Consider the following 21,731-nt stretch of genomic DNA (forward strand, 5'->3'; position numbering starts at 1 on the left):
AAGAACGGAGGTATACGATGCGGACTATATTTACATCGCTGCACTTGTTTTGCGGCATCGGAGGCGGAGCTCTTGGATTCCAGCAGGCACGAGAGGAATGGCGAGGCGTCGTCGGGCAGATTGAAACACTGGCCGGTATTGATGCAGACCCTGATGCGTGCGCTGATTTTGAACGGATTACCGGGGCGCCGGCAGTGCAAATGGACCTGTTTAGCAGAGAGCAGTATCGAGACTTTCACGGACAAGAGCCGCCGACAGAGTGGCAGGAGGTAACTGCTGACGAAGTCTGGCGCGCTACCAAGGGGCAGGCACCGGACATTGTTTTCACCAGCCCGCCGTGCAAAGGTTTCTCGGGCCTCTTGCCAGAGAAATCGGCCAAGACGAAAAAGTACCAGGCGCTCAATCAGTTGACTGTCCGAGGGGTGCAGCTCTGCTTGGAGGCGTTCCAGGATGATTTGCCGGCGCTGTTCTTGCTGGAGAATGTTCCGAGGATTACCACGCGCGGCGGCCACCTACTGATAGAAATCAAGCGAATTCTTGGGAAATACGGATATGTATTTCACGACGAAAGCCACAACTGCGGGGAAATCGGGGGTCTTGCCCAGCACCGGAGACGCTATCTGCTCGTCGCGCGGAATCCTCAGAAGCTTGATAATTTCGTCTACAAACCACCGGTCCGCCGCGTGCGGGCGATCGGAGAAGTGTTGGGACCACTTCCCTTGCCAAGTGACCCAGCTGGCGGGAAGATGCATAGGCTCCCCAGATTGCAATGGAAAACGTGGATGAGGTTGGCACTCATACCTGCAGGGGGCGACTGGCGCGATCTGGAGAAAATCGATTGGGAGAATTACCGGATTGCCTACGAGCCGCGAAAGGGTGCAGCAGGATTCGGAAGAAGCAACGGAACGCAGGCTATTTCTGACCCGCGCCTAACCTTGGAAACGATGTACCCGAGTGGATATGGTGTCCAGGATTGGGGTGAGGCAGCTCAGACCATCCGTGCAGCTGGCCGGATTATGAACGCACCAGTGTCTATCGCCGATCCAAGATTTGATCAAGAAACGCCTAAATTCAATCACGCTTTCAAACTTACTCCTTGGAATGATACTGCCGGTACTGTCGCCAGTGGTGGCGGACCTACAAACGGGAGCATTTGTATCACTGATCCACGGCTTCCAGAACGAGAAGGAAGGCACCCGGGAGTGTATCGGGTTGGCCGATTCGATGAGGCGGCACAGTGCGTGACAGGGACACGGTTCGGAAGCGGCGCGCCGGCGATCGGTGATCCGCGAACAGGCTTCAAGGACGGAACACATGGGGCCATTTACCGGGTCATGAAATACGACGAAGCAGCCAACACCATCACCGGTGCCATGCGCCCGAACAATGGCGCTCCATGCATTGCAGACCCCCGACTCGGCTGCGCACCGCGATCAGGGACGATGGGGGTGCAACGCTGGGAAGAGCCGGCCAAGACGGTCATCGGCAGCGGAGACATCCATGCCGGGGCTGCGGCGGTCGCCGACCCGCGCATACCCGACGATCACGAGCGCGGCACATGGGTGATTATCGCGGAGGATGGTACTTGGCACCGGCCCCTTACAACATACGAACTGGCTATGCTGCAGAGCTTCCCGACACACTTGACCGATGGTACTCCGTTCGAGTTGGTCGGCAACAACGACGCAAAGTGGCTGGAACGGATCGGGAACGCAGTTCCGCCATCAGCAGCCCAAGCAATCGCAGAGACGATGCTTCGCTCTCTTCTGGCCGCCCAGGACGGTACATGGCTGATGGCAGCAGAGGAAATCTGGGTGAAGCCGGAAGAGTACCGGGAGCCGGCAGAACTGGTGCATTAACAAACTGCTCAGCATGTTTAGTCGCTACCCAGAGGCTTCCAGGCATTGTCTTTTTCATCATTATGAGTAGTCTGCCTAACAAATTGTCGACCATGTTCATCACAAGCCCCAAACAGGAGAAAGTTCTTCTGTGCTTCACGAAGAGAAACCTTGTTAGCGCCACCATCGGAATCTGGGTCTAAAAATTGAAAAGGGTCATCCTCCCAAAAACATATTGGACAGATGTCGTAATCACCATCGCTATCGAGTGTTTTATAGCCACAGCAAGGGCAGGGATATTTGTTAACATTCATGCGTTCACCTTCTCAAAGTAAAGAATGACTAAATGATACCTTGATATTTAAGGTTTAACAAATTGTGTATTTTGAAAAGGGGTGCTTATTGTGTTCGACGACAACTGGATATGTAGTCGATGCAAAAAGCGAGTAGACAGAGGACGTTCGCATTATGTGGATGGTTTTAGGAGATTGCATGTTCGTTGCGTCAATGAAATGGAGACTGAGCGCCGCCAGAAGGAGAAGGAGCAAAGTAAAGCAGCCAATCTCAAATTTACACAGTAGTTAGGGAAGAAAGGGGAAATCTCATATGTGGCCTATGCACTCCAAGAACGGCTTGAAAAGAGGCGACAGGGTGAAGCATGTGAACAGTCATCGCAGCAAGTGGAAGCACTTGGTTGACGGTAAAGTGGAGGACATTTCCATGTCGGAAGAATCAGTTTATGTTCGATGGTATGACCAAGACGGGAATTCGTTTCACTGGGCTAAGTACAACTGCCATATGATTGAAAAAATTGAACAGGGGGTATAACGATGAAATTCTTTGAAATCCATTCGCCATATTACGCTTTGTTGAAAGCCAATTCGCAGGAGGAAGCTATTGCAAAGTATGCGGAATGCGTCGCTGATGATGACGGCACACTGCACGAAGAGATCGCAGAGGTGGATCGGGATTATGCACTGGTATCTTTCAGCCGGGGAGCCACAGAGGACGGTCAAGTGGTTCCCATATTGGAAATACTCAAGGATTTTCAAAGCGAAGACAGCGCGGTGCTGCTGATAGATTCGGGCCTAATTTAAAAGGGGAGGGAAAGTTTATGGCACACTGGTTTGATACTTACCCACACAAGGTCTATGCAAGCGTGCTGCTGCTCGATGGGAAGATCTACAACTACAAAATCGGTCAGAACTACTGGGAGCATCCTGGCGAAGTTAAGATGAGAATTTCCGATTTCCATAAGATCGACCGGATGACAGTGGAGCACACCTATTTTGAAGTGAATAATGAACAGGAGCATCGCGATGCATTTGAAGTGCTTGCTGTGAACTGGTTTAAGAATTGGGAAATTCATGAGGACCATGTTGGTTCTGGGTGCTACTGATTTAACACTCGGTAAGTGGGTAAGATAGCGCCGTAGTTAATTGGTTACTCATAGTGAGGGGGATGAGGGTTAAGGTATTCTATTAATTCGATAATCCCCCAAAAAATGATGAAGGTGATCAGCACATATATCCATGTCTTACGAAGCGTCTTGGCGCAAACGATGAAACCCCAACAAACAAGGGCTAGTGTCACCAAAATCAATGTTACGAAGTCGATCATGAGGAATTCACTCCTTCACGTTTTAATACGCAAATGGAGAATATTGGTTACGAGGTCGATTTTACAATCCACACGTCCTAAAAAAGAAAACGCCCCCTGGCGGGAGCAAATGTGTGTAAGAGACAACCACATTATACCACGGCCAAGGGGGAATGGAAGATGAGCGCTCCAGAGCAATTATCCTTTCTGCAACCAGTGAACGAAAGAGAGGTCCGTAAGGCTGTTGTAAAAGAGCTGAAGGCATACAAAGCCCTCCGTGTCGCCGTACAAAACAAACAAGAGCAGGCCGAAGAGGGTATTGATCAACTGTTCCCACGGTTGCATCAGTCAGAGACAAAGAACGACCTGAAAGCCAGGCAGATGGAACGGGCACTCCAATATTCGCTGGATGAAATAGAGAGGAAGATCATTGAGGAGAAGTATCTCAGCCCGGCCAGAGTGAACGACATCAACGTGTACTTGGACTTGGGACTGACGAAAGACCAATACTATATCAAAAAGCGAGAGGCGATATTCCAGCTCGCGACGGCACTCAGGATCATTTGAGTGCCGTTTTTTATTTTTCATAGTTCAATACGATGTATAGCAATTTTTTTCTTTGCAGGTAAATGTGGACTTAAAGTCTTTTTTTCATATTGCTAACCAACAGAAAGTACAATTGAATAAGCCCAAGACAACGTTTCAGGTAAGCAACGAGAGGGATTTGGAAGAAAATGTCGAAGATAAAAATTAGGATTGTTCATTCGTGGTAATCAGCCCCGAAATATCAATACAGAAAAACCTGTACTGTAATATTTAATACAAAATAATAAAAGGAGGCATTTCCGATGAATCATTTGCTGTTAGAGAAAGCGTACATTTATCCCATAGACCGTGAGGAAGCTGATCTGAACAAATACAGATTTGACTCCGAAAAAGGATACTGGATTAATTGCGAAACATCGAAAGCTTTTATAATGGAGCCTGACGTTCAAAAACCAAGAACAAAAAAGTGTGACCGAGAAACGGGAGAAGATCAAAAGGGAGAGTAACGATGCAAGAAGTCGAGATTCTGATAATATCCAACAAATTTGATTTTGGAACAGATTATATATGCGTGGAATTGGAAAAACGAAATGCGAACTATTTAAGAATCAACCGCGACGAGTTTTCACGATACGAGGTTGTGCTTGATGTTAATCGCATAGAGTTGATTGTAATTATAGATGGAAAGCGTTATCGTGTGTCGGAGGGACAACTAAAATCTGTCTATTACAGGGCTCCTATCTATTTGCGTGATATATATAAGCCTAATATCACTATGCAAGAACAACTGTTTCGAACGCAATGGACGGCTTTTATACGAAATCTTACTATTTTTGAAAAGCCAAAATGGGTCAATCATCCAGCTGCAACGTTCACATCTGAAAACAAATTGCTACAATTGAAATATGCCAAAGAACTTGGGTTTCTTTTGCCTGATACTTATGTGGTCAACACTAACAAGCTACCTTTAGACGGTAGTGAGATGTACATTGCAAAATCATTAGACACAGCTGTACTGAGAGTAAACGATCGGGAAGCGTTCATCTACTCAAATGTAGTGTCTGTTGATGAAATCAATAATGCATCGTTAGCTCTAGCTCCGGTAGTTATCCAAAACTATATTGGTAAAGACTACGAAAAGGTTGATGTTCGAATAACGGTTATAGAAGATGAACTGTATGCAGTACGCATTTTAAAGGATGGAAAGGGTATTGACGGGGATTGGAGGAGGGAAAAAGACCACATCGAATATCGGGAATTCAAACTCCCTAGTAACATCCAGTCGAAGTGTAGAGACTTGTTGAAACGACTGGGTTTGAAATTCGGTGCGATTGATCTTATTGAATCGAATGGGGAGTTATACTTTCTCGAGATAAATCCAACTGGTGAGTGGGCCTGGCTAGTTGAAGGGGCCAATTTGCCAATTTATGAAAGGATCTGTGATTCACTTGAGGGCTAAGATGATAAGTCTTCTATATTTTCTTTTCCCCTACCTAGAAAATTACATATATAAAAAAAAGATGCTTAAAAAAATTGAAGATGTAAATAAAAAACAGATTCCTTTGTCGTATATGAAAGGTTATGAGAAGCTGACGATGGATGAAATGGAAAAATTTCACGCAGATACATTTGAGTACAAAAAATTATTGGAGGACAAGGCGAAGACAAGTTTGTTTTCAGTCACAATTTCAATTACGTTGATTGTGAGCTTTGTCGATCTTCTTTTCAAAATCGATTATTTTAGGACATTATCTATAATTCTTCTATTCTTTTCGGTCACGAATATGATATTGGCTGGGAAAATGGCACTCGACGTCAGCGGAAACTTGAATGTTTTCTCGCAGCTTTTCCCATCTGAACTCCATCTAAAGAAAAAAGTTAAAAAAGAGATTTTAGCTTATGCCATCGAAGCAAATGTTAATTACAATACCATTAGAAATAACCATGTTTTTCTATCCTATAAAAGTATCATGATTTCCCTAGCGGCAATTGCTTTGGTAGGTTTACTCTATATAGTTGGGAGAAGTACTACTGCCGCATTACCTGATAAACAAACGGAAATATTGAATCAGTTGAAAGCTGATTCCATTCAAAATACCAAGTCGCTTAACGACATAAACAATATATTTACAAAAATTGATAATAATTCCGTCGAAATAACGAAAACTCTTAAAGAGATGAATGTTATCTTAAACGAGATGAAAAAGCAAATAGAGTCCCTAGTAAATGATAAAAGAAAACTGAGTCCGGAGGTCGTACCAATTCAGAAATGATTTTTCATTTCAATAGCTGTCCTAAAAAAAGTATTACAGTCACTATTTAGGGTAAGATCCCCTAATTCGAGGGAAAATTTAACAGATTCTAAAGACACGGTTGCTGAGCAACCGTTTTTTTTTAACTATTAGATAACGATAACTGAATACATCAACATAGAAAACTACCTTCAAGGTGGTTTTTTTGAATTTGAAAGCAAAACCCCGACAAAAAGCAGGACAAAATCCGGAGAAAAATACGGATAAAAATGAGGATAAAATGCTGGACGTTTTTATTTGGCCGGATCGGTACCCTTGAGTTAAGAGCTTTGCTCTTGGGAGATACCGTATCGCTCCCTTATCAAAACGGTACTCGGGGCGAAACGTAGGGATGATGATGGCTGCAGTCAACCAGGCAGAGCAGCTGGAGTCCTATATGCGCGCATGACGATGAGAGCATGCACATTCCTTATTGGGGTGTTAGGTGCGGCGGGCGCTACGGAGGAACAAGATTTCTGTTTGATCTTTGTATCTGTGTCCGTCGCGATCACGATTCACATGACTCCCATCTGCCTGGGTGAACGTTGAGAGCGACAATATACATCTGGGATATACCGGACAGGGGATTACATGCGAGAGATACGGCTCCGGCCTCTCGCCCCTTGTCCAGTACCTCTCATATCCGATACGCCGATCCTCCCCAAGAGTGCAGTGGACGTGTCATTTGCAGCAAGTAAGGGGCAAACTTGCTGGTTCGGGCTTGCAGGCCCACCTGCACCACCTCCTACAGTCTGTGACCGCAGCAGGCATAAGGATTGGCTCGCGGCGGAGCTCCCCTGCCGAAGAAAGTGGGGATTTCTTTATGGACAATTACAGCAACTGGTAGGAAAATGGGAAAATGAGGAGGGATTTTTTTTGAGCGTATCTGATACTATCGCCTTTTGGTCCTTATGCATATCTGGGGTAAATGTCATAATAACGGGTGTGTTCAGTTTCCTAGTATGGAAAGCAACGAAACAATCCTCTGAAACTGCGCAATCTAGCTATGATTTAACCAGGGAAATTCTTAATAAACAATTGAGAGAAGAGCAAGCCACTAAAGAATTGTACATGAACAATATCATGAGGAAAGCTGTAAAGGTTCAAATGGCAGTTGTCAGCCAAATGAATGGGATAAAACCGGAAATTTTGGCAAAAGCTCCGCGAACTCATGGTTTAACCGAAGTAGAACTAGCCAAGTATTTCGATGATTTTCAACGTGAAACAATAATTGCCATCTGGAATTTATTCGAACAATACTTAAGGCCGGAATGGCTTGATCAAGAGGGAAAAATAAAGCAGCAATTTGATGAAGATGAGCAGCAACGTATTATGGCATCAACTTTTGTTTATGGAAAGTTAATAAATGATCACGTTGATAGGTTAAAGTAGGCACCCGTGCGGTGCTTTTTTTCATGGAGGTGGGTGAGATGTAGTGAGACAATTTGTTGACCCTGACACTGGTGAGGTTTTCTATGAGGAGCAAATCCTCCGGCGCCCGGATGAGATCGTCAAAGTTTTCCGCCCAGCTGGGCGCAGCGCAAAATTCGTTAAGATCAAAGCCAGCCAGAAGTCAAAGCGACGGCTAAGGAAGTTGTCGCTCGCAGAGGCTGGTTTTTTGCTGAAGATCATTCCCTATGCTAGTGAAGGGACGAATCTTCTTGAGGGAGACAATGAGCGCGGCAAGAAAGGCATACCGCTCACCATCAAGGACCTCGCCAGAGTTGCCGACTGCTCCTATCTGCAGGCAAGAAGGATCGTCAAGTCATTCATCGAGCAGAGGATTCTCCGACGCATCGAGACTGACGGCAGGACGGGACTGGCAATCAACCCGCTGTTCTCTCTTAACGGGAAGGCAGCGGAAACATCTCTCCTGCAGCTATTCAGACGGGAGATCACGGAGGCCGGGGAAGACCCGAATTCCGAATAGGGGTCGCCGGAAGCGCACAGGGTCATAAGCCTTGTCGCTCTAAGCACGACCGTAGATTTTCGAAGTGATACAAAACGTATACTTTTCCGCTCGGAAAGTAGTCACTACGTAGCGCTTAAAAAAACGATGTCAGCCCTTGCCTCTCAAGGCATTCAGCCGTTTTCGGGCTGGCAATATTATTTATTCTTACTACTATTGCCAGAAGGAGCAGAAAAGCATGGAAATACGAAAGATTCCTGTCTCTATGATCAACCCGGCTCCGTACAATCCAAGGATTGATTTGCAGCCTGGACATCCCGATTATGAAAAGCTGAAACGCTCTATCGAGGATTTTGGCTACGTTGAGCCGATCGTTTGGAATGAACGTACAGGAAACCTCGTAGGAGGGCATCAGCGTTACAAGATTCTTGTCAACGAGCAGGGAGCCACTGAGGTGGAGGCATCTGTTGTCGATTTGGACGAGACCAGGGAGAAGGCACTCAATCTCGCTTTGAACAAAATCAGCGGTGATTGGGATGAGGAGATGCTTGCCCAAGTGCTTGCAGAGCTGAGGGATGAACTGGATGTCGAGCTAACCGGGTTCGATACGGAAGAAGCCGACAAATTAATCGAACAGTTTACGTTCAAGACCGATGCAGACGCGGAGTTCACCAACAAGGAGCTCGACCTGGACGATTTCGCAGAGGACAAATTTGATTGCCAGTGCCCGCGCTGCGGATTCGTCTTTAATCCCAAAGACCCGATCCCTGTTGAAGAAGGGCATGACGATGATGAAGCGTGATTGGGATTGGAGCCTGGCCGATCTACCCAGCGTCCCTAAAAATGGGCGCAAAGTTTTCTCCTGCTTCTCCTGCGGTGGAGGATCGACCATGGGGTACAAGTTGGCTGGATATGAAATGCTAGGAAATGTTGAAATCGACCCGCAAATGATGGCCCTCTACAAGCGGAATCACAAACCACGATTCCCGTTTCAGATGCCGATTCAGGAGTTTAAGGAAATTCCTGATGACCAGCTGCCGGCGGAACTGTTCGACCTCGATATCCTGGATGGCTCCCCTCCATGCAGCGTTTTCTCGACAGCAGGTAAGCGCGAGAAGAAATGGGGCAAGGAACATCATTTTCGGGAAGGTCAGGCAAAACAAAAGCTGGATGATCTGTTCTTTGATTTTCTGGATGTCGTTGAGAAGCTTCGCCCGCGGGTAGTCGTAGCGGAAAATGTCAGGGGAATGATCATTGGGCTGGCAAAGGGTTATGTCTCATTGGTAAAGCGGAGATTTGAGGAGTTGGGCTATCGGGCTCAGCTTTTTTTGTTGAACTCGGCAACGATGGGAGTCCCGCAGAAGCGTGAACGCATTTTTTTCATTGCTCATCGACGGGATCTGCAGCTTCCGCAGCTTTCCCTACAATTTCAGGAACGTCCTGTGCTGTACAAAGAGGTTCGATCCGGTAGAGGGCGACCGCTTGATCCCAAAACAATGACCTATCAACGATGGTTAAAGCGACGGCCAGCTGATGATAGTTTTGGGGATATAAACGAGAGGTTAGAGGGAAAAGCCAAGAACTTTAATTCGATCTTGGTGAAAAACGACCGAGTCCCAAATACGATCGCAAGCAGTTCATGCTTCATCCGTTACGATGAGCCCTATTACATCAGTGACATGGACATTATCCGCATTCAGACCTTCCCCCGGGACTACGATTTCATGGGGGCCGATGTACAATACGTGTGCGGTATGTCAGTTCCACCTTTGATGATGAAAAGGATTGCCAGTGCCATTCACGATCAGTGGTTTTACAAAATGTAAATGAAAAGGGAGGACGCTACAACGCCCTCCCCAACTCACCGGGACACCCCCGGCTGAGATAGCGAAATCCTGCGGCCGCAGATTCCCAAACTCGCTATCTCGTTTTCCATTTTACAGGAAAGCTGAGGGTGTCTCAATGAAAAATACAAACAGGCGTTCTGTTTCTGCTTCTGATGAGCTCCTGCTTCAGCATGAAATCGAAGTGCTTGAAGGCATTTTGGAGTCTAAAGAGCAGTATAGGAAAGTCGTGAAAGCTGCAATCGGCAAATGGGTGAAAGACTTTCAATCCGGTCACATCGAAATTAAAACGGTGGATGACCTGAAGAAGCTGATTGAGCTGGATATTGAACTTCAAAAAGATGAGTTGTAAAATAAAGGTTATCAATTTGAAGTGAGTTGAAAAAATGGAACCTATTATTACTTCAAGATCTTCAAGAAGAAAACAAAGAGAAAAACTATATAAGTTGCGAGGGATAGGAATTATGCTCCTATTTGGAATAGCAGCTTTTATTATTTTTTTAACTTTGTTTTCGTATATTGATCGAACTGAAGAGGCAATGAAAGTGCTAGGTCAAAACTTCGGGATTTTTGTTTTAACCGTAGGGGTTAGTTATCCTGCATTTCTTGGAGCACTGCTTCCCATCCGTTTATCCAATTGTAATGCAGACGAAAGAAAAAAGTTGTTGGAGGAAGTTTTCCAATTTGTAGCTACATTTTTGGCTTTTATTTGTGCTATTGCGTTTGCCCTTATTGCTGTACAAACGAATCTTTCCATTAAGCTAGAAATAGTTTCCAGTATGATAGGATGTTTAATTGGTCTGAGTTTTGTTTTTATATCTCTGGTTAACAAATTATTGAAGTAATTCTGACACCCGAACGAAGGGTGTCTTCTATTTTTTGAAAACAACCCCATGAAGTGGTGAGGTGGTGGTCATGTAGATGGCGCGAAACCCTGAGAAGCAAAGATGCAAGGCAAGGAGCAAGCAGCGCGGCGAGCAATGCAAGAACTGGGCGAAACCGGGCTGGGATGTGTGTCGGTTTCACGGTGCCGGCGGCGGTGCGCCGAAACGTAATACCAATGCGGTCAAGACGGGCGAATACCAGTCCATCTGGATGGACGCCCTAACCCCTGAGCAGGCTGAGGTCCTTGAAAGGATAAGTCTTGATCCGGTGGAGCAGGCGGAAGAAGAAATCCGATTGTTTTCGTGGCGTGAGCGTGAAATGATGCTCCGCATCCGTGACTTGAAGGAAGGATTGACAGAAAAGCAGCGCCGGGTCCTTCAGGAGAGAGTCACCATAAAGGAGCCAGTGCAGGTTCACGATGACAAGACAGGGCAAACAAAAACGGTCGTCTTGTCACGCAATGAACTGGCCACAACCGAGATTGAAGAAACCGAGTTTCGAGCGATAGAAGATATTCTCGCGCTGGAAGAAGCCTTAACCAGAGTCCAGGACAAAAAACTCAAGGCTATACAGATCAAGGCACAGCTGCTGAGCAACGGCGGCGGTCCCGAGAAGCAGATTACGGTACGGAGGTGGTCCCGTGACAAATCTGGCACTTGATCTTGATCCATTCGAGGGATGGACACCTCATCCGAAGCAAATTGAAGTCATGGACTGCAGCGCCCGAAATGTCGTCATGAACTGCGGTCGTCGTGGTGGAAAGACCAATGTAGGCGCACGGAAATTCTTCGATAACATTCTCGCGGACATTGAGGCGGGCAAGGGGCTACCGTACAAGCCTCCGCGTAACTTGAAAGTCATGAAAAAGCCGAAGCCGAGGCTGGAATACTGGTGTGTATCGCCTACCTACTCCATGTCTGAAATTCAGCAGGAGGAGTTGGCAGCGGTAATCCCGGAAGAGATGATTGAGAACTGGGACGCATCAAAGAACCGTATTTGGCTGAAAGGGTACATTCTCATTCAGTTCAAGTCCGCCGACAGACCGAAAACACTCGTTGGTAAAGGTTTGAGTGGGGTGTGGCTGGATGAGGCGTCGAAAATGAAGGCTGATACATGGAGTGGTTATCTCTCCTATGCTCTCGCTGATAAAGGCGGCTGGAGCGTTTGGACGACCACGCCTGAGGGAATGAACTGGTTCTATCATGAAATCGTCTTGAACGGCCAACACACGCCAGCTGGAGGGCATATGGAAGAGTACCGAAACGACCCGGAGTGGCGCAATTTCTACTGGACCAGCAAGGACAATCCACTGCCTGAGTTGCAGCGGAATATACAGCGCATGATCGAGACCATGCCAAAGCGATATGTTGACCGGGAGATTTTCGCCCGGTTCGATGTGTTTTTTGGGCAGGTGTATGAAGAATTTGACCGCTCTGTTCACGTTGTCCCGCAATCCCACTGCCGACAGAAGTTTGAAAACGGCGACTTTGTTTTGGTTGAGGCCGGTAAGGACTGGGGCTTTACAAATCCCGGTGTGACATTGGTTGGTGCCATGACAGCCAACGGGGAACTATGGATCGTCGATGCCATCTATAAACGCCAGATGGAAATCCTTATCCCGAGTGATTCCAATTGCTGGGTGGCCCAGGATAAAGAGCTGATGAAAAAGTGGAAGATCAGATTGTTTTGGTGTGACGAGGAGGACCCGAGTAACATCAAGACCTATCAGACGAACGGCCTGCCTGCTAAAGCGGCCAAGAAGCATCTGAAGCCTGGTATCCGTGCAGTTGCATCCCTGTTTACGGTGAAAACGGACAACGGACGGCCAAACATCTTTATCAGCGATCACCTGAAAGATGTGATTCAGGAACTGACAAACTACCGGTATCCAGAAGGAGCTTCCGGGGAAAAAGCGGAGATTCCGCTCAAGGAAAATGATCACTCTATGGACGCACTGCGGTACCTTGTATGGAACAGCAAGGTGTTCCATCAGTTGCTTATCAGCCGTTTCAAAGTCATACCGTGGAAGATTGCCGAAAAGGCAGGGTGAGGGGGTGAAAAAGCATGCAAACAACGCTGCTTGAGCAGTTTTACGAGGAGAACAAAGCCAACAATACTTGGCGCTGGGTATCCGATCTAATTTCTAAACACAAGCAAAAGGACTACTCCTTGATGCGGAAGTATGTGGATGGTGATCATGACATCTTGAAGCAGCCAGAGGAAAAGGGCAAGCCAAACAACCGAATTGTGGTAAATTTCGCCCGCAAGATCATCGACTTTGGGACTGCCTACATCGCCAGCAATCCGATCCGTTATACGGCCAACGTCGAAGAAGATGGCATCGATGAGTATACGGAAAAGCTGCAGGCGGTTCTGGTGGACAACGATGAAGAGAGTTTGTCCTACGAATTGATAGAGGACGGTTCTATCGATGGAGAGGTCTTTGAATACTATTATTTTGACGAAGACGGCCAGATTTGCATGGCCGAGTTCAAAGCAGACGAGTGCATCGCCGTATATGACACGACCGTGAAAGCCAAACTCATCGCGGTGATTCGTTACTACACGTTGACCGATGTCGCGCGTAATCAGAAGACCATGGTTGTTGAGGTGTACGACGAAAACGAAATTACTTATCTTCGGCAGGAGGGCTCCGCGCTCGTACTGGATACGAGTCGAGAAGTCAATCCGGTCGCACACAAGGTGACTGTATTAGTCAAGGACCAAGACGGCAAGCTCCAACAGAAACCAGTTGTGCCATGGACACATTACGTGAACCGCCGGCGTAAACACCAGCAATACCGAGACGATGGTTTGATTGAAGGCATGGGTGATCTGGCCGATCTGAAAAACCTCATGGATGCGATAAATAAAGCAGTAACCGGAAAGGTAAACGTCCAGGAATACTTCAAGAATCCGAAAGTTTTGTTTGAAGACCTCGATTTGGACGAATTACTGCTTTATGACGAAGAGGCAAATTTGATTACTGACACAGAGAGGAAAAAGCAGTATCTTGCGAAAATGTGGGCAACTTCTCAAATCCTCATTGGAGGTAAGGCGGTGCCTATCACGTGGGACCTTCAAGATACCCATGAGGAAAACACCATCAACCGGCTGATTGAAACGCTTCTCGATCAATCGGGAACGCCCCATCTCCGGCCTGATCAAGTGGGCTCCGCGCCTTCTGGCATTGCCTTGAAGATCATCTTCTACCATGCTGACATCAAAGCTGGCTTGAAAATGCGTCAATACGGAAAAGGATTAAGAAACCGTATCCGTATCCTGACGGGCATGCTGAATGCCAAGTACAAAAAGCAATGGGACTATCAAGACATCGATGTCCGTTTCAGTAAAAACATGCCTGTCAATTTGGTCGAAATGGTTGAAATCGTGACTAAGCTGATTGGTCAATTGTCTCATGAGGAAAGACTCGCCCTATTGCCATTTGTGGATGACCCGGGCGCCTCCCGTGAAAAGCTTCTCATCGAACAAGACGAAGAGGCTAAACGTAGAATGCGGATGCTTGATCCAGACGCAATGGAATACGACGATGAGTCGCCAGAGGACGATTTGCCGGATGATCATCGGGAGTCTCCTGAGGGTGATGCCGCATGAGCAGAGAGGAACGCTACCAAGAAGAATTGGAGCAGCGCATAGCCAAACATGGCAAAAAACTCCGCGGAGTGTTTAATGGTTCAAATGCCCGGATTATCGGCGAGATCAACGACTTGTACGCTAGGTTTGCTGAGAGCGGTGAGGAGCTGGTCTCGTTAATCTATAATGCTTCTCGTCTGGACATTATCATGGGAACGATTCGGGGGGTATTGCGAGAACTGGGGCAGGAAGAAGAGCGCGAGCTACGCCAAACATGGGAAAAAGAGTACAAACAAAGTATCTTTCACCATCTATTTTTCCTGGAACAGGATTTTCAGATTGGCGTTACGCTTCCCCAAATCAACCCGGGAATGATTCTAAGCGCCATTGAGCGACCCTGGGAGGGGCGACATTTTTCGAAGCGTATTCGCATGCGGACAGACCTTCTTGCCGCAGCTATGGAGGACGTTATCACACAAGCGGCAGTCCAAGGTTGGGGAGTAACACGGACAGCCAAGGAAATATCTATGCGCACGACGGAGAGCTGGTCGAGCGCGTTAAGACTGGCAAGGACAGAATTGAACAGAGCAGCAGCACAAGGGCAGACAGCCGCTTATCAAGCGAACGCGGATATCATTGGCGAAAAGGAATTTTGCGCCACTTTGGACAGGCGGACATCGTCACAATGCCGCAAGCTGGATGGAAAACGGTATCCGCTGGATTACGATACCTCCGACAACCCGGGGCGGGAGGGAGAGCGCATCCCCAATCATCCAAACTGCCGATCGTACTGGAGACCTGTCATCAAGTCTGCGGTGCTCGATAAGCTGCAGCGTGAACGCTCTTATCGAATCGGCAAACAAGAACGCGGCTATACGTCAGCCCGTAACTACGAAGAATGGGCAAAAGCAAAAGGCATAGCATCCTAAAGGCACCGATTTATCAGGTGTTTTTTTGTTGCTTTGAAAGGAGGGGGCATCGATGTGATTCAGATCAAAGCATACCTGGACAATGGAGAAATGAAGATTCATGCTGTCGGCCATGCAGGTTATGCAGAGCATGGGAAAGACATCGTCTGTGCTGCAATCTCTACCATCATGCAGACAGCATTGCTGGGTATCCAAGCTGTTGCACAGCAATATCCCGAATACGTTTCTTTGGAAATTCAATCTGAGGAAGGAGAAAGCGAACATGAAAAAGAGACAATGGACTTTTAAAATTCAACGATTCAATGAAGGGGGTGGTGCTGCCGGTGGCGGTGACGGCGGGAACGGAGGTGGTCAAGGTGGACAGGCCGGGAACAATGGTGGTGGTACCGGAGCAGCTGCTGGTTCCAATGAAGGAGGCGGTCAAGCTGCTGCAGGAAGCGATAACGGAGGGGGGAGCGGTGGTAAACCTGCGGTAGCTTTTTCCTCAAAAGAGGAATACGATTCCGCTCTGCAAGGAGCAGTCAGCGATTTCCTTAAAAGCTTGGGCATTGAGAAAGCTGACGATCTGAAGGGTATTGTCGATGCCCATAAACAGCAGCAGGAAGCTCAAAAAACGGCGGAGCAAAAGCTGGCAGAGCGGGAAACCGACCTGAAGAACGCCAATGGTGCTCTTCAATCCCTCCGCATTGAAAATTCCTTTATCGTTGAAGCCATTAAACAAGGCGTCGATCCTGACAAACTGGCTGATGCGATTCGCTTGGCTGATCTGTCTAAAATCGAAGTCACCGATGGCGGAAAGATCAAGAACATCGACAAGCATGTGTCCGAGTTGATCACGTCGAAACCTTGGCTCAAATCAGAGGGTACACCGCGAGGCACCACACCACAGGCCAAACCGCCAACGCCACAAAAGTCAACAATTCCAAATATTTCAGACCTGCGGAAGTTGCAGCGTATCTAAAAAGGGGGAAGATTCATGGAGATCATCAAAAAGACGTTTCAGTTTGACCTGCAAAGATTCGGTGAGGGGGCAACTCTCAGCAGCAGCCTTAGTGGCCTCATTCCAGAGGAGACGTCCCAAGAGATTATCAAGGACGTGGTTCGAGGATCAACCATTCTCAAACTCGCTGAGTTGGAGCCGATGACAACAGCGACGAAGAAAATCCCGGTGTTCTTGGACAAGCCAGGAGCCTACTGGGTGGGTGAAGGAGAGCGGATCAAGACGTCTACAGCGTCCTGGACACAAGTAACGCTGACTGCCAAAAAGCTAGCTGTCATTATCCCTATGTCCAAAGAGGCGCTTGAGCGTTCCCGAGTCGATGTGTTTGAAGAGTTGAAACCATACGTAGTTGAGGCATTTTATACGAAACTGGATGCAGCGACTCTCATGGGGACAGGGACTCCATTCACTTCCAGTATCTTGGCTGCCGCTGAAAATGCGGGTAACAGCTTCACTCGTGGCTCTGTAGCTGGACAAAAGCTTGACGATGACGTTAATAGCGTTATGGCCTTGATTGAAGCTGATGACCAAGAGCCACGCGCATTCGCTGCCCACTTCGGCTTGAAATCCTCTCTGCGCGGCCTGAAAAATAGCCAAGGCGATCCACTCTACTTGACTTCGGTGCGTGATGGCGTAAGTGAAGATTCGTTGTTCTCTTTGCCTATCGAGTACAGCCGCAATGGAGCGTGGGACAAAACGAAGGCTGATTTGATTGCGGGGGACTTCAAAAAAGCGAAGGTCGGTATTCTCAAGGATATCGAGTATGAGATCTTGCGAGAGGCTACCCTGCATACTGTTACAAATGCAGATGGTAAGCCCCTGTCTCTTGCTGAGCAGGACATGGTGGCGCTGAAAGCGACATTCCAAGTTGCTTTCTTAGTGGTAAAAGAAAGTGCTTTCAGTGTGCTGCGGCCAACCGGATTTGGTTCTTAACCTTGAAAGGAGGCGTTAAAACATGAGTAAACCAAACGATGTTCTCGCTATCAGCAAAGGGAAAGAAAAGCTGAAGGTCACGCGCAAGGCCTTCCAATTGATCTACTCACAGCACGGGTACAAGGTTGACGATGACCCTTCTCCCGAAACAGAGAAGGCGCCGGTGACAACTGATGGCGATTCTGACAAGTAGTGAACTCATCGGTTTTTACCCTGAGTTTTCGGCGTGGGATGAGCCGCGCATCGAAGCGGTGCTGCTTCGGGCGAATGTTTTCGTGGAGGGGCAGGTTACGGTGCCTGAACCTGTCCCTGCTGAACTGAAGCTTGCTGTCGCCATGATTGTTAAGGATATGTCCCAGGATCGCAGGCTGAGCAGCACCAAGCAGGGGGACTATCAAGAGTCGTTTTCTTACGTGAACAATGACCCGAAGGTGGAGACGATCTTAAGCAAGTATAGGACGAACAGGGGGCAGAAGCTGTGGATGATCTGACCGAATATAAACGGCTTCTGTGCCACTCATTTACCCTTCTGGATGTCGGGGGGGAGACTGACCCCTTCACCGGAGGAAAAGACCGCTCAGAATGGCGCATAGTGGCCAAGAACGTGCCTTGCAGGGTATCTGGTTCCCCCGGTCGCATTCAGCAGCTTACAGGGCGACTGGCGACGCCTCAGGACTTTTTGATGCACACCCTGTATGCAGGATTGAAGGCAGGAATGCGGCTCATGATCGAGCAGCCTGAGTTTACGGGCAACCTGTTTCAAGTCAGTTTGCCCTATCCGGTATATGGCGCTGCAAGCCTGCATCATTACGAAGTGGTGATTACAATGATCGACACGATAACGGGAGAGGAGCCTGAAATCTAATGGCTACCTTGAACAAGAAGGATCTTGAGCGCCAGTATCGCCGCCTGAAAAAGCAAAGCAAACGGGAAGTCGAAGCCGCAATGGATCGGGTCGCCAGAAAGGCAGGCTTTCAAGTTCTGAGGGGCGCGCAGGATCGTGCTCCTGTTCGGGACGGCGTCCTCCGTGAATCGCTCATGGTTGGGAATCCGGACAACATTTTCGATCTAATTCTTCGGGGGACAAAAGCGGAAATAACTGTTGGGACAAATCTTGAATACGCCCGATACGTGGAAGAAGGATTCACACAGCGTAAAGGGCAATTCGTGCCGGGGTATTGGGACAAAGAAAAGTTTATCTATGCTCCTGATCATCCCGGCGGTATGGTCCTGAAAGGCAAGCGAATCCCGGGAGTCCATTATCTGGCCCGATCAGAGGCAGAAGTGGAGTCGGTCATGGATGAGTTGATAAAAGAAGAGCTCGATGATTTGGCAAGGAGGCTTTTCTCCGATGGGTAATGATGTACTTTCCGTGAGACACTGGCTGTTCGCCTTGACCGGGATCAGAACGGAGAACTTGTCGGTACCCAAAGACTTCAAACGGCCCACGTGGTTTGTAGAGGAACCACTTCGTATTCCAGAACCACGGCGCGCAGACGCATATCGAGAGAAAGGGACCATGAATTTTGTTCTGATGGCACAGGATATAAAGCAGCTCACAAGTCTATCTGTGGCTGTTAAGCAAAACCTTGCAGATCGTCGTTGGCTTCTGCCACTCTATAACGCCGACAGGCAACAAGTAGGGTATCTCCGAGAGTGCCGTTTGACGATGAGTAAGCCGGATCACCTCGACCAATCTTTTGAGCTGAAATATACGGTTTATATCCCGTACACGCCAACTGTTTACGGCCCATTGGAAGTGATCCATAGACGGTACGATGAGTCGCTGAGGAAAGGAGACAAGCGTTATGGCTCGCAGGACAGAGCAAGACAATAGCCAGTCAAAGCCGGCATATAAAAAAGAACAAATTTTAAGGGGGGCAGAGCACAGATTCGGGTTAAACCGAGCAGAAGCGATCGCCGCCTTTTTTGATGCTCCAGAAGAGATGACTGTCGAGATGGCAGAGGAGCTTGTGAACAAATTCAAAGAAAGGAAGGTGAAGTAAAATGGCGGGGCAATATCAGCCTGGCGAAGAAAAAGCACTATCCGGTGTCTATACGTTTCTCAAATCATTCATCAAAGAGGCAACGACAATAGGCAATAGAGGAAAACTTGCATTACCGATCGTCGCTCACTGGGGGCCGATCGGTGAATTTGTTACTGTCCGATCAAAAGCTTCAGCTCAAAGGATATTTGGAACTACGGATGAGTTCGATTTGATCTGGGCAGCGGATCCCTACCCGACCGAGGTTTTGCTTTACCGTGTTGCTGGTGAAAGCGCTGCTGCCGCAAGTGCGATCTTGAAAAATTCGGAGACCGATGTACTTCGTGTCGAAGCCAAATACAAAGGTGAAGCTGGTAATGATCTGAAAGTCGTGGTGCAGCCAAGCTTGTTAGACCCTACGATGACAGAATTGCTCATCTATCGTGGGTTTGAGCTGGTAGACAGCCAAGCCGGGAAGACAGTTGATGAGTTGGTCTCTGCTTTTGCATACAGCGAATTTGTTGTCCTGAAAAAGCTGGCTGACTTGATTCCGGATCCGACAACAGGCGTAACGCTGGCGGGCGGTGACAGTGGTACTGAGGTTGAGGCATTGAAGTATACCGCCTACCAGAACGCGTTGGCAACCCAAAAAGGGAAGTACGGTGTTTTTACCCTTGGGATCGCCGATCCTGCACTCAACGCCGCGGCAGAAGACTGGACCAAGCAGCAAAACGCGCTCGGGAATTATGTCAAGTTCGTATTCGGTGGTGACGAAGCTAGGGATAAAAACAAGCAAACTATCATGAAGGCTTCTACCGATGTTAACGACATGGCTGTGGTCAATGTTGGGAGCGGAGTGTATTGGAAAGGCAAGGCTTATGCGAGTGCAAAACTTGCGATCTACATCGCATCTTTAATGGCTTCCCTGCCGCTTAATTACACCATGGCTTTGTACATTACTCCCTTCGATGGGTTGACAAAAGAATGGGACCCAGATACGGACCTGATTGAAATGGTCCAAGCGGGCGTACTTATGCTGAACATGGACAACAAACAGGTCATCATCCAGGAGCCCGTGAACACCTTGACCATCCCTGGTCCCGATCAGTCGATAGACTTCGGGAAAATTCGTGTCGCAGATACTTTCCACACAATCCTCCAGGCGGAGGAAAAAGCGGGTAAGGACTGGATCCGCCAGCAGCCGAACAGCAATAGTCCTGCACGGCGTGCAGCTTTTTGCCAGATGATGAAGCAGGAGGTCTTCAGGCCCCTTGCCATGCTGGAAGTGATCGCGGATGACTACGAGTACATCGAAGACCCTGACTATCACGGAGAGAATCCGATTTATACCCCGGCTCGAAATGCTGGTCATTTCATTGCGGGTTTCCGCCATCAGGACGCACTTGAAAAAATCTATATTTACAATAAAGCGAATTGAGGTGAAACAGCATGGCAGAGACGTATTCCGGTACCCACGGGCATTTTTACAATCAGAATGGGAAAGAGTTTTCCGAGTGCATTGGCTTTGAGTTAACCGAGGACTTTGAAAAGGGTGAAAGCAAGAGAGCAGGACGGCTTCGCAAGGGACACCGCGTGCTGAGCTCATCTGTCAGCATGACCGCCACCTTCGAACGAACATCTCAAATTCAGGAACTCATTCAGGAAATCGCAGCAAGCCCCGAAAAGAAAGTGAATTTCATAGGAGAGCTGGACGACCCGGTGGCTGGTAAATATCGAGTCGCAGTGACTGGTTTTTCCCCCGACTCTCTGTCGTTGGCAAAATGGAATCATGGCGAGCTAGATGAAGATACATCCCTGGAAGGAACTGTTGACGACTACGAATTTATTTAAAATGCGGGGAATACCCCCAAGGAGGAGTTTTGAATGAGTCAGTTTTTGACAATGGAAGATTTTTTAAACATGAATGCGAATGAACAAGTAAAGGGGGAATGGGAGTGGAAACGGAAGGGAGCCAAGTTGCCGATTCGGTCAGTTACAGGTGAAGTCTATTTTAAGGCCAGAAAGGCAGCAGTGAAAGTGTCTGTCACCGGGAAGAAGGGGAAAGCTGAGCGGAAAGTGGAGTTTGATGATTTGCGCCAGAAAGCGGAGATCATCATCGCGGGCATTGATACCGACCGCACGGATTTCAAAATTGATTCCCCTCAAGTCCTGGCTAAATTCGGGAAAATCGCAGCGGTTGATGTCGTTCCATGCATTTTCTCTCCGAATGAAATCGAATCCTTGTACGAGGCCATTGCCGAAATCAGCGACTTTGTTGAAGACGAGGAGGCTGAGGAAGAGGTAAAAAACTCATAAAAGAGAGCCCTGAACTGGCTCTCTTTTCTTATATCTGGCAAGAGAAAAACAGGCTGCCGTCG

At 47.9% G+C, this 21,731-nt stretch carries 30 protein-coding genes; 29 read left to right on the plus strand and 1 reads right to left on the minus strand.

Annotated features, from left to right (window positions below; genetic code table 11):
* Positions 1-17 precede the first annotated feature (17 nt).
* A complete protein-coding gene (locus ACAF76_RS08285) occupies positions 18-1,859 on the plus strand; it encodes a DNA cytosine methyltransferase (protein ID WP_400162896.1) in 1,842 nt (613 codons plus the stop codon).
* A 17-nt stretch (positions 1,860-1,876) separates the two neighbouring features.
* On the opposite strand, the gene ACAF76_RS08290 is transcribed toward ACAF76_RS08285, so the two are convergent.
* Entirely contained in the window at positions 1,877-2,152 is a 276-nt protein-coding gene (locus ACAF76_RS08290) for a CPCC family cysteine-rich protein (protein ID WP_400162897.1), read from the minus strand.
* Positions 2,153-2,668: 516 nt separating this feature from the next.
* Here ACAF76_RS08290 and ACAF76_RS08295 point away from each other — a divergent pair.
* From ACAF76_RS08295 to ACAF76_RS08430, 28 genes are all read left to right on the plus strand, one after another.
* A complete protein-coding gene (locus ACAF76_RS08295) occupies positions 2,669-2,935 on the plus strand; it encodes a hypothetical protein (RefSeq protein ID WP_400162898.1) in 267 nt (88 codons plus the stop codon).
* A 17-nt stretch (positions 2,936-2,952) separates the two neighbouring features.
* Positions 2,953-3,237 (plus strand): hypothetical protein, encoded by a 285-nt coding sequence (locus ACAF76_RS08300; RefSeq protein WP_400162899.1) that lies wholly within the window; start codon positions 2,953-2,955, stop codon positions 3,235-3,237.
* Positions 3,238-3,617: 380 nt separating this feature from the next.
* Complete coding sequence (locus ACAF76_RS08305) at positions 3,618-4,004, plus strand: ArpU family phage packaging/lysis transcriptional regulator (protein ID WP_400162900.1); 387 nt, start codon at positions 3,618-3,620, stop codon at positions 4,002-4,004.
* 281 nt (positions 4,005-4,285) lie between these two features.
* On the plus strand, positions 4,286-4,489 hold the full coding sequence (locus ACAF76_RS08310; RefSeq protein ID WP_400162901.1) for a hypothetical protein: 204 nt from the start codon (positions 4,286-4,288) through the stop codon (positions 4,487-4,489).
* Positions 4,490-4,491: 2 nt separating this feature from the next.
* Entirely contained in the window at positions 4,492-5,442 is a 951-nt protein-coding gene (locus ACAF76_RS08315; RefSeq protein WP_400162902.1) for a hypothetical protein, read from the plus strand.
* Between the two features lie 136 nt (positions 5,443-5,578).
* A complete protein-coding gene (locus ACAF76_RS08320) occupies positions 5,579-6,256 on the plus strand; it encodes a hypothetical protein (protein WP_400162903.1) in 678 nt (225 codons plus the stop codon).
* A gap of 894 nt (positions 6,257-7,150) precedes the next feature.
* On the plus strand, positions 7,151-7,666 hold the full coding sequence (locus ACAF76_RS08325) for a hypothetical protein (RefSeq protein ID WP_400162904.1): 516 nt from the start codon (positions 7,151-7,153) through the stop codon (positions 7,664-7,666).
* Positions 7,667-7,709: 43 nt separating this feature from the next.
* Positions 7,710-8,204, plus strand: a complete 495-nt coding sequence (locus ACAF76_RS08330) for a hypothetical protein (RefSeq protein ID WP_400162905.1) — start codon at positions 7,710-7,712, stop codon at positions 8,202-8,204.
* A gap of 217 nt (positions 8,205-8,421) precedes the next feature.
* On the plus strand, positions 8,422-8,985 hold the full coding sequence (locus ACAF76_RS08335; protein WP_400162906.1) for a ParB N-terminal domain-containing protein: 564 nt from the start codon (positions 8,422-8,424) through the stop codon (positions 8,983-8,985).
* The gene (locus ACAF76_RS08340) at positions 8,975-10,009 is read left to right on the plus strand and encodes a DNA cytosine methyltransferase (RefSeq protein ID WP_400163061.1); all 1,035 of its coding nucleotides are present in this window, start codon (positions 8,975-8,977) and stop codon (positions 10,007-10,009) included. Before ACAF76_RS08335 ends, ACAF76_RS08340 begins: the two co-directional genes overlap by 11 nt.
* Positions 10,010-10,145: 136 nt before the next feature.
* The gene (locus ACAF76_RS08345) at positions 10,146-10,379 is read left to right on the plus strand and encodes a hypothetical protein (RefSeq protein WP_400162908.1); all 234 of its coding nucleotides are present in this window, start codon (positions 10,146-10,148) and stop codon (positions 10,377-10,379) included.
* 34 nt (positions 10,380-10,413) lie between these two features.
* Positions 10,414-10,872: a hypothetical protein gene (locus ACAF76_RS08350; RefSeq protein WP_400162909.1), complete on the plus strand. Its 459-nt coding sequence runs from the start codon at positions 10,414-10,416 to the stop codon at positions 10,870-10,872.
* Between the two features lie 76 nt (positions 10,873-10,948).
* Complete coding sequence (locus tag ACAF76_RS08355) at positions 10,949-11,572, plus strand: hypothetical protein (RefSeq protein ID WP_400162910.1); 624 nt, start codon at positions 10,949-10,951, stop codon at positions 11,570-11,572.
* Complete coding sequence (locus ACAF76_RS08360) at positions 11,553-12,962, plus strand: terminase large subunit domain-containing protein (protein WP_400162911.1); 1,410 nt, start codon at positions 11,553-11,555, stop codon at positions 12,960-12,962. Before ACAF76_RS08355 ends, ACAF76_RS08360 begins: the two co-directional genes overlap by 20 nt.
* Positions 12,963-12,976: 14 nt before the next feature.
* Positions 12,977-14,527 carry a phage portal protein gene (locus tag ACAF76_RS08365; RefSeq protein ID WP_400162912.1) on the plus strand — a complete coding sequence of 517 codons (1,551 nt, stop codon included), beginning with the start codon at positions 12,977-12,979 and terminating at the stop codon, positions 14,525-14,527.
* Positions 14,524-15,435, plus strand: coding sequence for a minor capsid protein (locus ACAF76_RS08370; RefSeq protein WP_400162913.1), 912 nt, complete (start codon positions 14,524-14,526; stop codon positions 15,433-15,435). The genes ACAF76_RS08365 and ACAF76_RS08370 overlap by 4 nt, the downstream gene beginning before the upstream one ends.
* A gap of 54 nt (positions 15,436-15,489) precedes the next feature.
* On the plus strand, positions 15,490-15,723 hold the full coding sequence (locus ACAF76_RS08375; RefSeq protein WP_400162914.1) for a ribosomal-processing cysteine protease Prp: 234 nt from the start codon (positions 15,490-15,492) through the stop codon (positions 15,721-15,723).
* A complete protein-coding gene (locus ACAF76_RS08380) occupies positions 15,698-16,396 on the plus strand; it encodes a hypothetical protein (RefSeq protein ID WP_400162915.1) in 699 nt (232 codons plus the stop codon). Before ACAF76_RS08375 ends, ACAF76_RS08380 begins: the two co-directional genes overlap by 26 nt.
* A 15-nt stretch (positions 16,397-16,411) precedes the next feature.
* Positions 16,412-17,368 carry a phage major capsid protein gene (locus ACAF76_RS08385; RefSeq protein ID WP_400162916.1) on the plus strand — a complete coding sequence of 319 codons (957 nt, stop codon included), beginning with the start codon at positions 16,412-16,414 and terminating at the stop codon, positions 17,366-17,368.
* Between the two features lie 22 nt (positions 17,369-17,390).
* On the plus strand, positions 17,391-17,561 hold the full coding sequence (locus ACAF76_RS08390; protein ID WP_400162917.1) for a hypothetical protein: 171 nt from the start codon (positions 17,391-17,393) through the stop codon (positions 17,559-17,561).
* Positions 17,542-17,859 carry a DNA-packaging protein gene (locus ACAF76_RS08395; RefSeq protein WP_400162918.1) on the plus strand — a complete coding sequence of 106 codons (318 nt, stop codon included), beginning with the start codon at positions 17,542-17,544 and terminating at the stop codon, positions 17,857-17,859. Before ACAF76_RS08390 ends, ACAF76_RS08395 begins: the two co-directional genes overlap by 20 nt.
* Entirely contained in the window at positions 17,847-18,233 is a 387-nt protein-coding gene (locus tag ACAF76_RS08400; protein ID WP_400162919.1) for a hypothetical protein, read from the plus strand. The genes ACAF76_RS08395 and ACAF76_RS08400 overlap by 13 nt, the downstream gene beginning before the upstream one ends.
* A complete protein-coding gene (locus tag ACAF76_RS08405; protein ID WP_400162920.1) occupies positions 18,233-18,727 on the plus strand; it encodes an HK97 gp10 family phage protein in 495 nt (164 codons plus the stop codon). Before ACAF76_RS08400 ends, ACAF76_RS08405 begins: the two co-directional genes overlap by 1 nt.
* A complete protein-coding gene (locus ACAF76_RS08410) occupies positions 18,720-19,205 on the plus strand; it encodes a hypothetical protein (RefSeq protein WP_400162921.1) in 486 nt (161 codons plus the stop codon). The genes ACAF76_RS08405 and ACAF76_RS08410 overlap by 8 nt, the downstream gene beginning before the upstream one ends.
* Positions 19,177-19,374, plus strand: coding sequence for a hypothetical protein (locus tag ACAF76_RS08415; protein WP_421617681.1), 198 nt, complete (start codon positions 19,177-19,179; stop codon positions 19,372-19,374). The genes ACAF76_RS08410 and ACAF76_RS08415 overlap by 29 nt, the downstream gene beginning before the upstream one ends.
* Position 19,375: 1 nt before the next feature.
* A complete protein-coding gene (locus tag ACAF76_RS08420) occupies positions 19,376-20,791 on the plus strand; it encodes a phage tail sheath N-terminal beta-sandwich domain-containing protein (RefSeq protein ID WP_400162922.1) in 1,416 nt (471 codons plus the stop codon).
* A gap of 11 nt (positions 20,792-20,802) precedes the next feature.
* Positions 20,803-21,204 (plus strand): phage tail tube protein, encoded by a 402-nt coding sequence (locus ACAF76_RS08425; protein ID WP_400162923.1) that lies wholly within the window; start codon positions 20,803-20,805, stop codon positions 21,202-21,204.
* A gap of 33 nt (positions 21,205-21,237) precedes the next feature.
* Positions 21,238-21,669: a phage tail assembly chaperone gene (locus ACAF76_RS08430; protein WP_400162924.1), complete on the plus strand. Its 432-nt coding sequence runs from the start codon at positions 21,238-21,240 to the stop codon at positions 21,667-21,669.
* The last annotated feature ends 62 nt before the right edge of the window (positions 21,670-21,731 follow it).

The sequence above is a fragment of the Brevibacillus sp. TJ4 genome, assembly GCF_044627595.2.
Taxonomy (GTDB): Bacteria; Bacillota; Bacilli; order Brevibacillales; family Brevibacillaceae; genus Brevibacillus.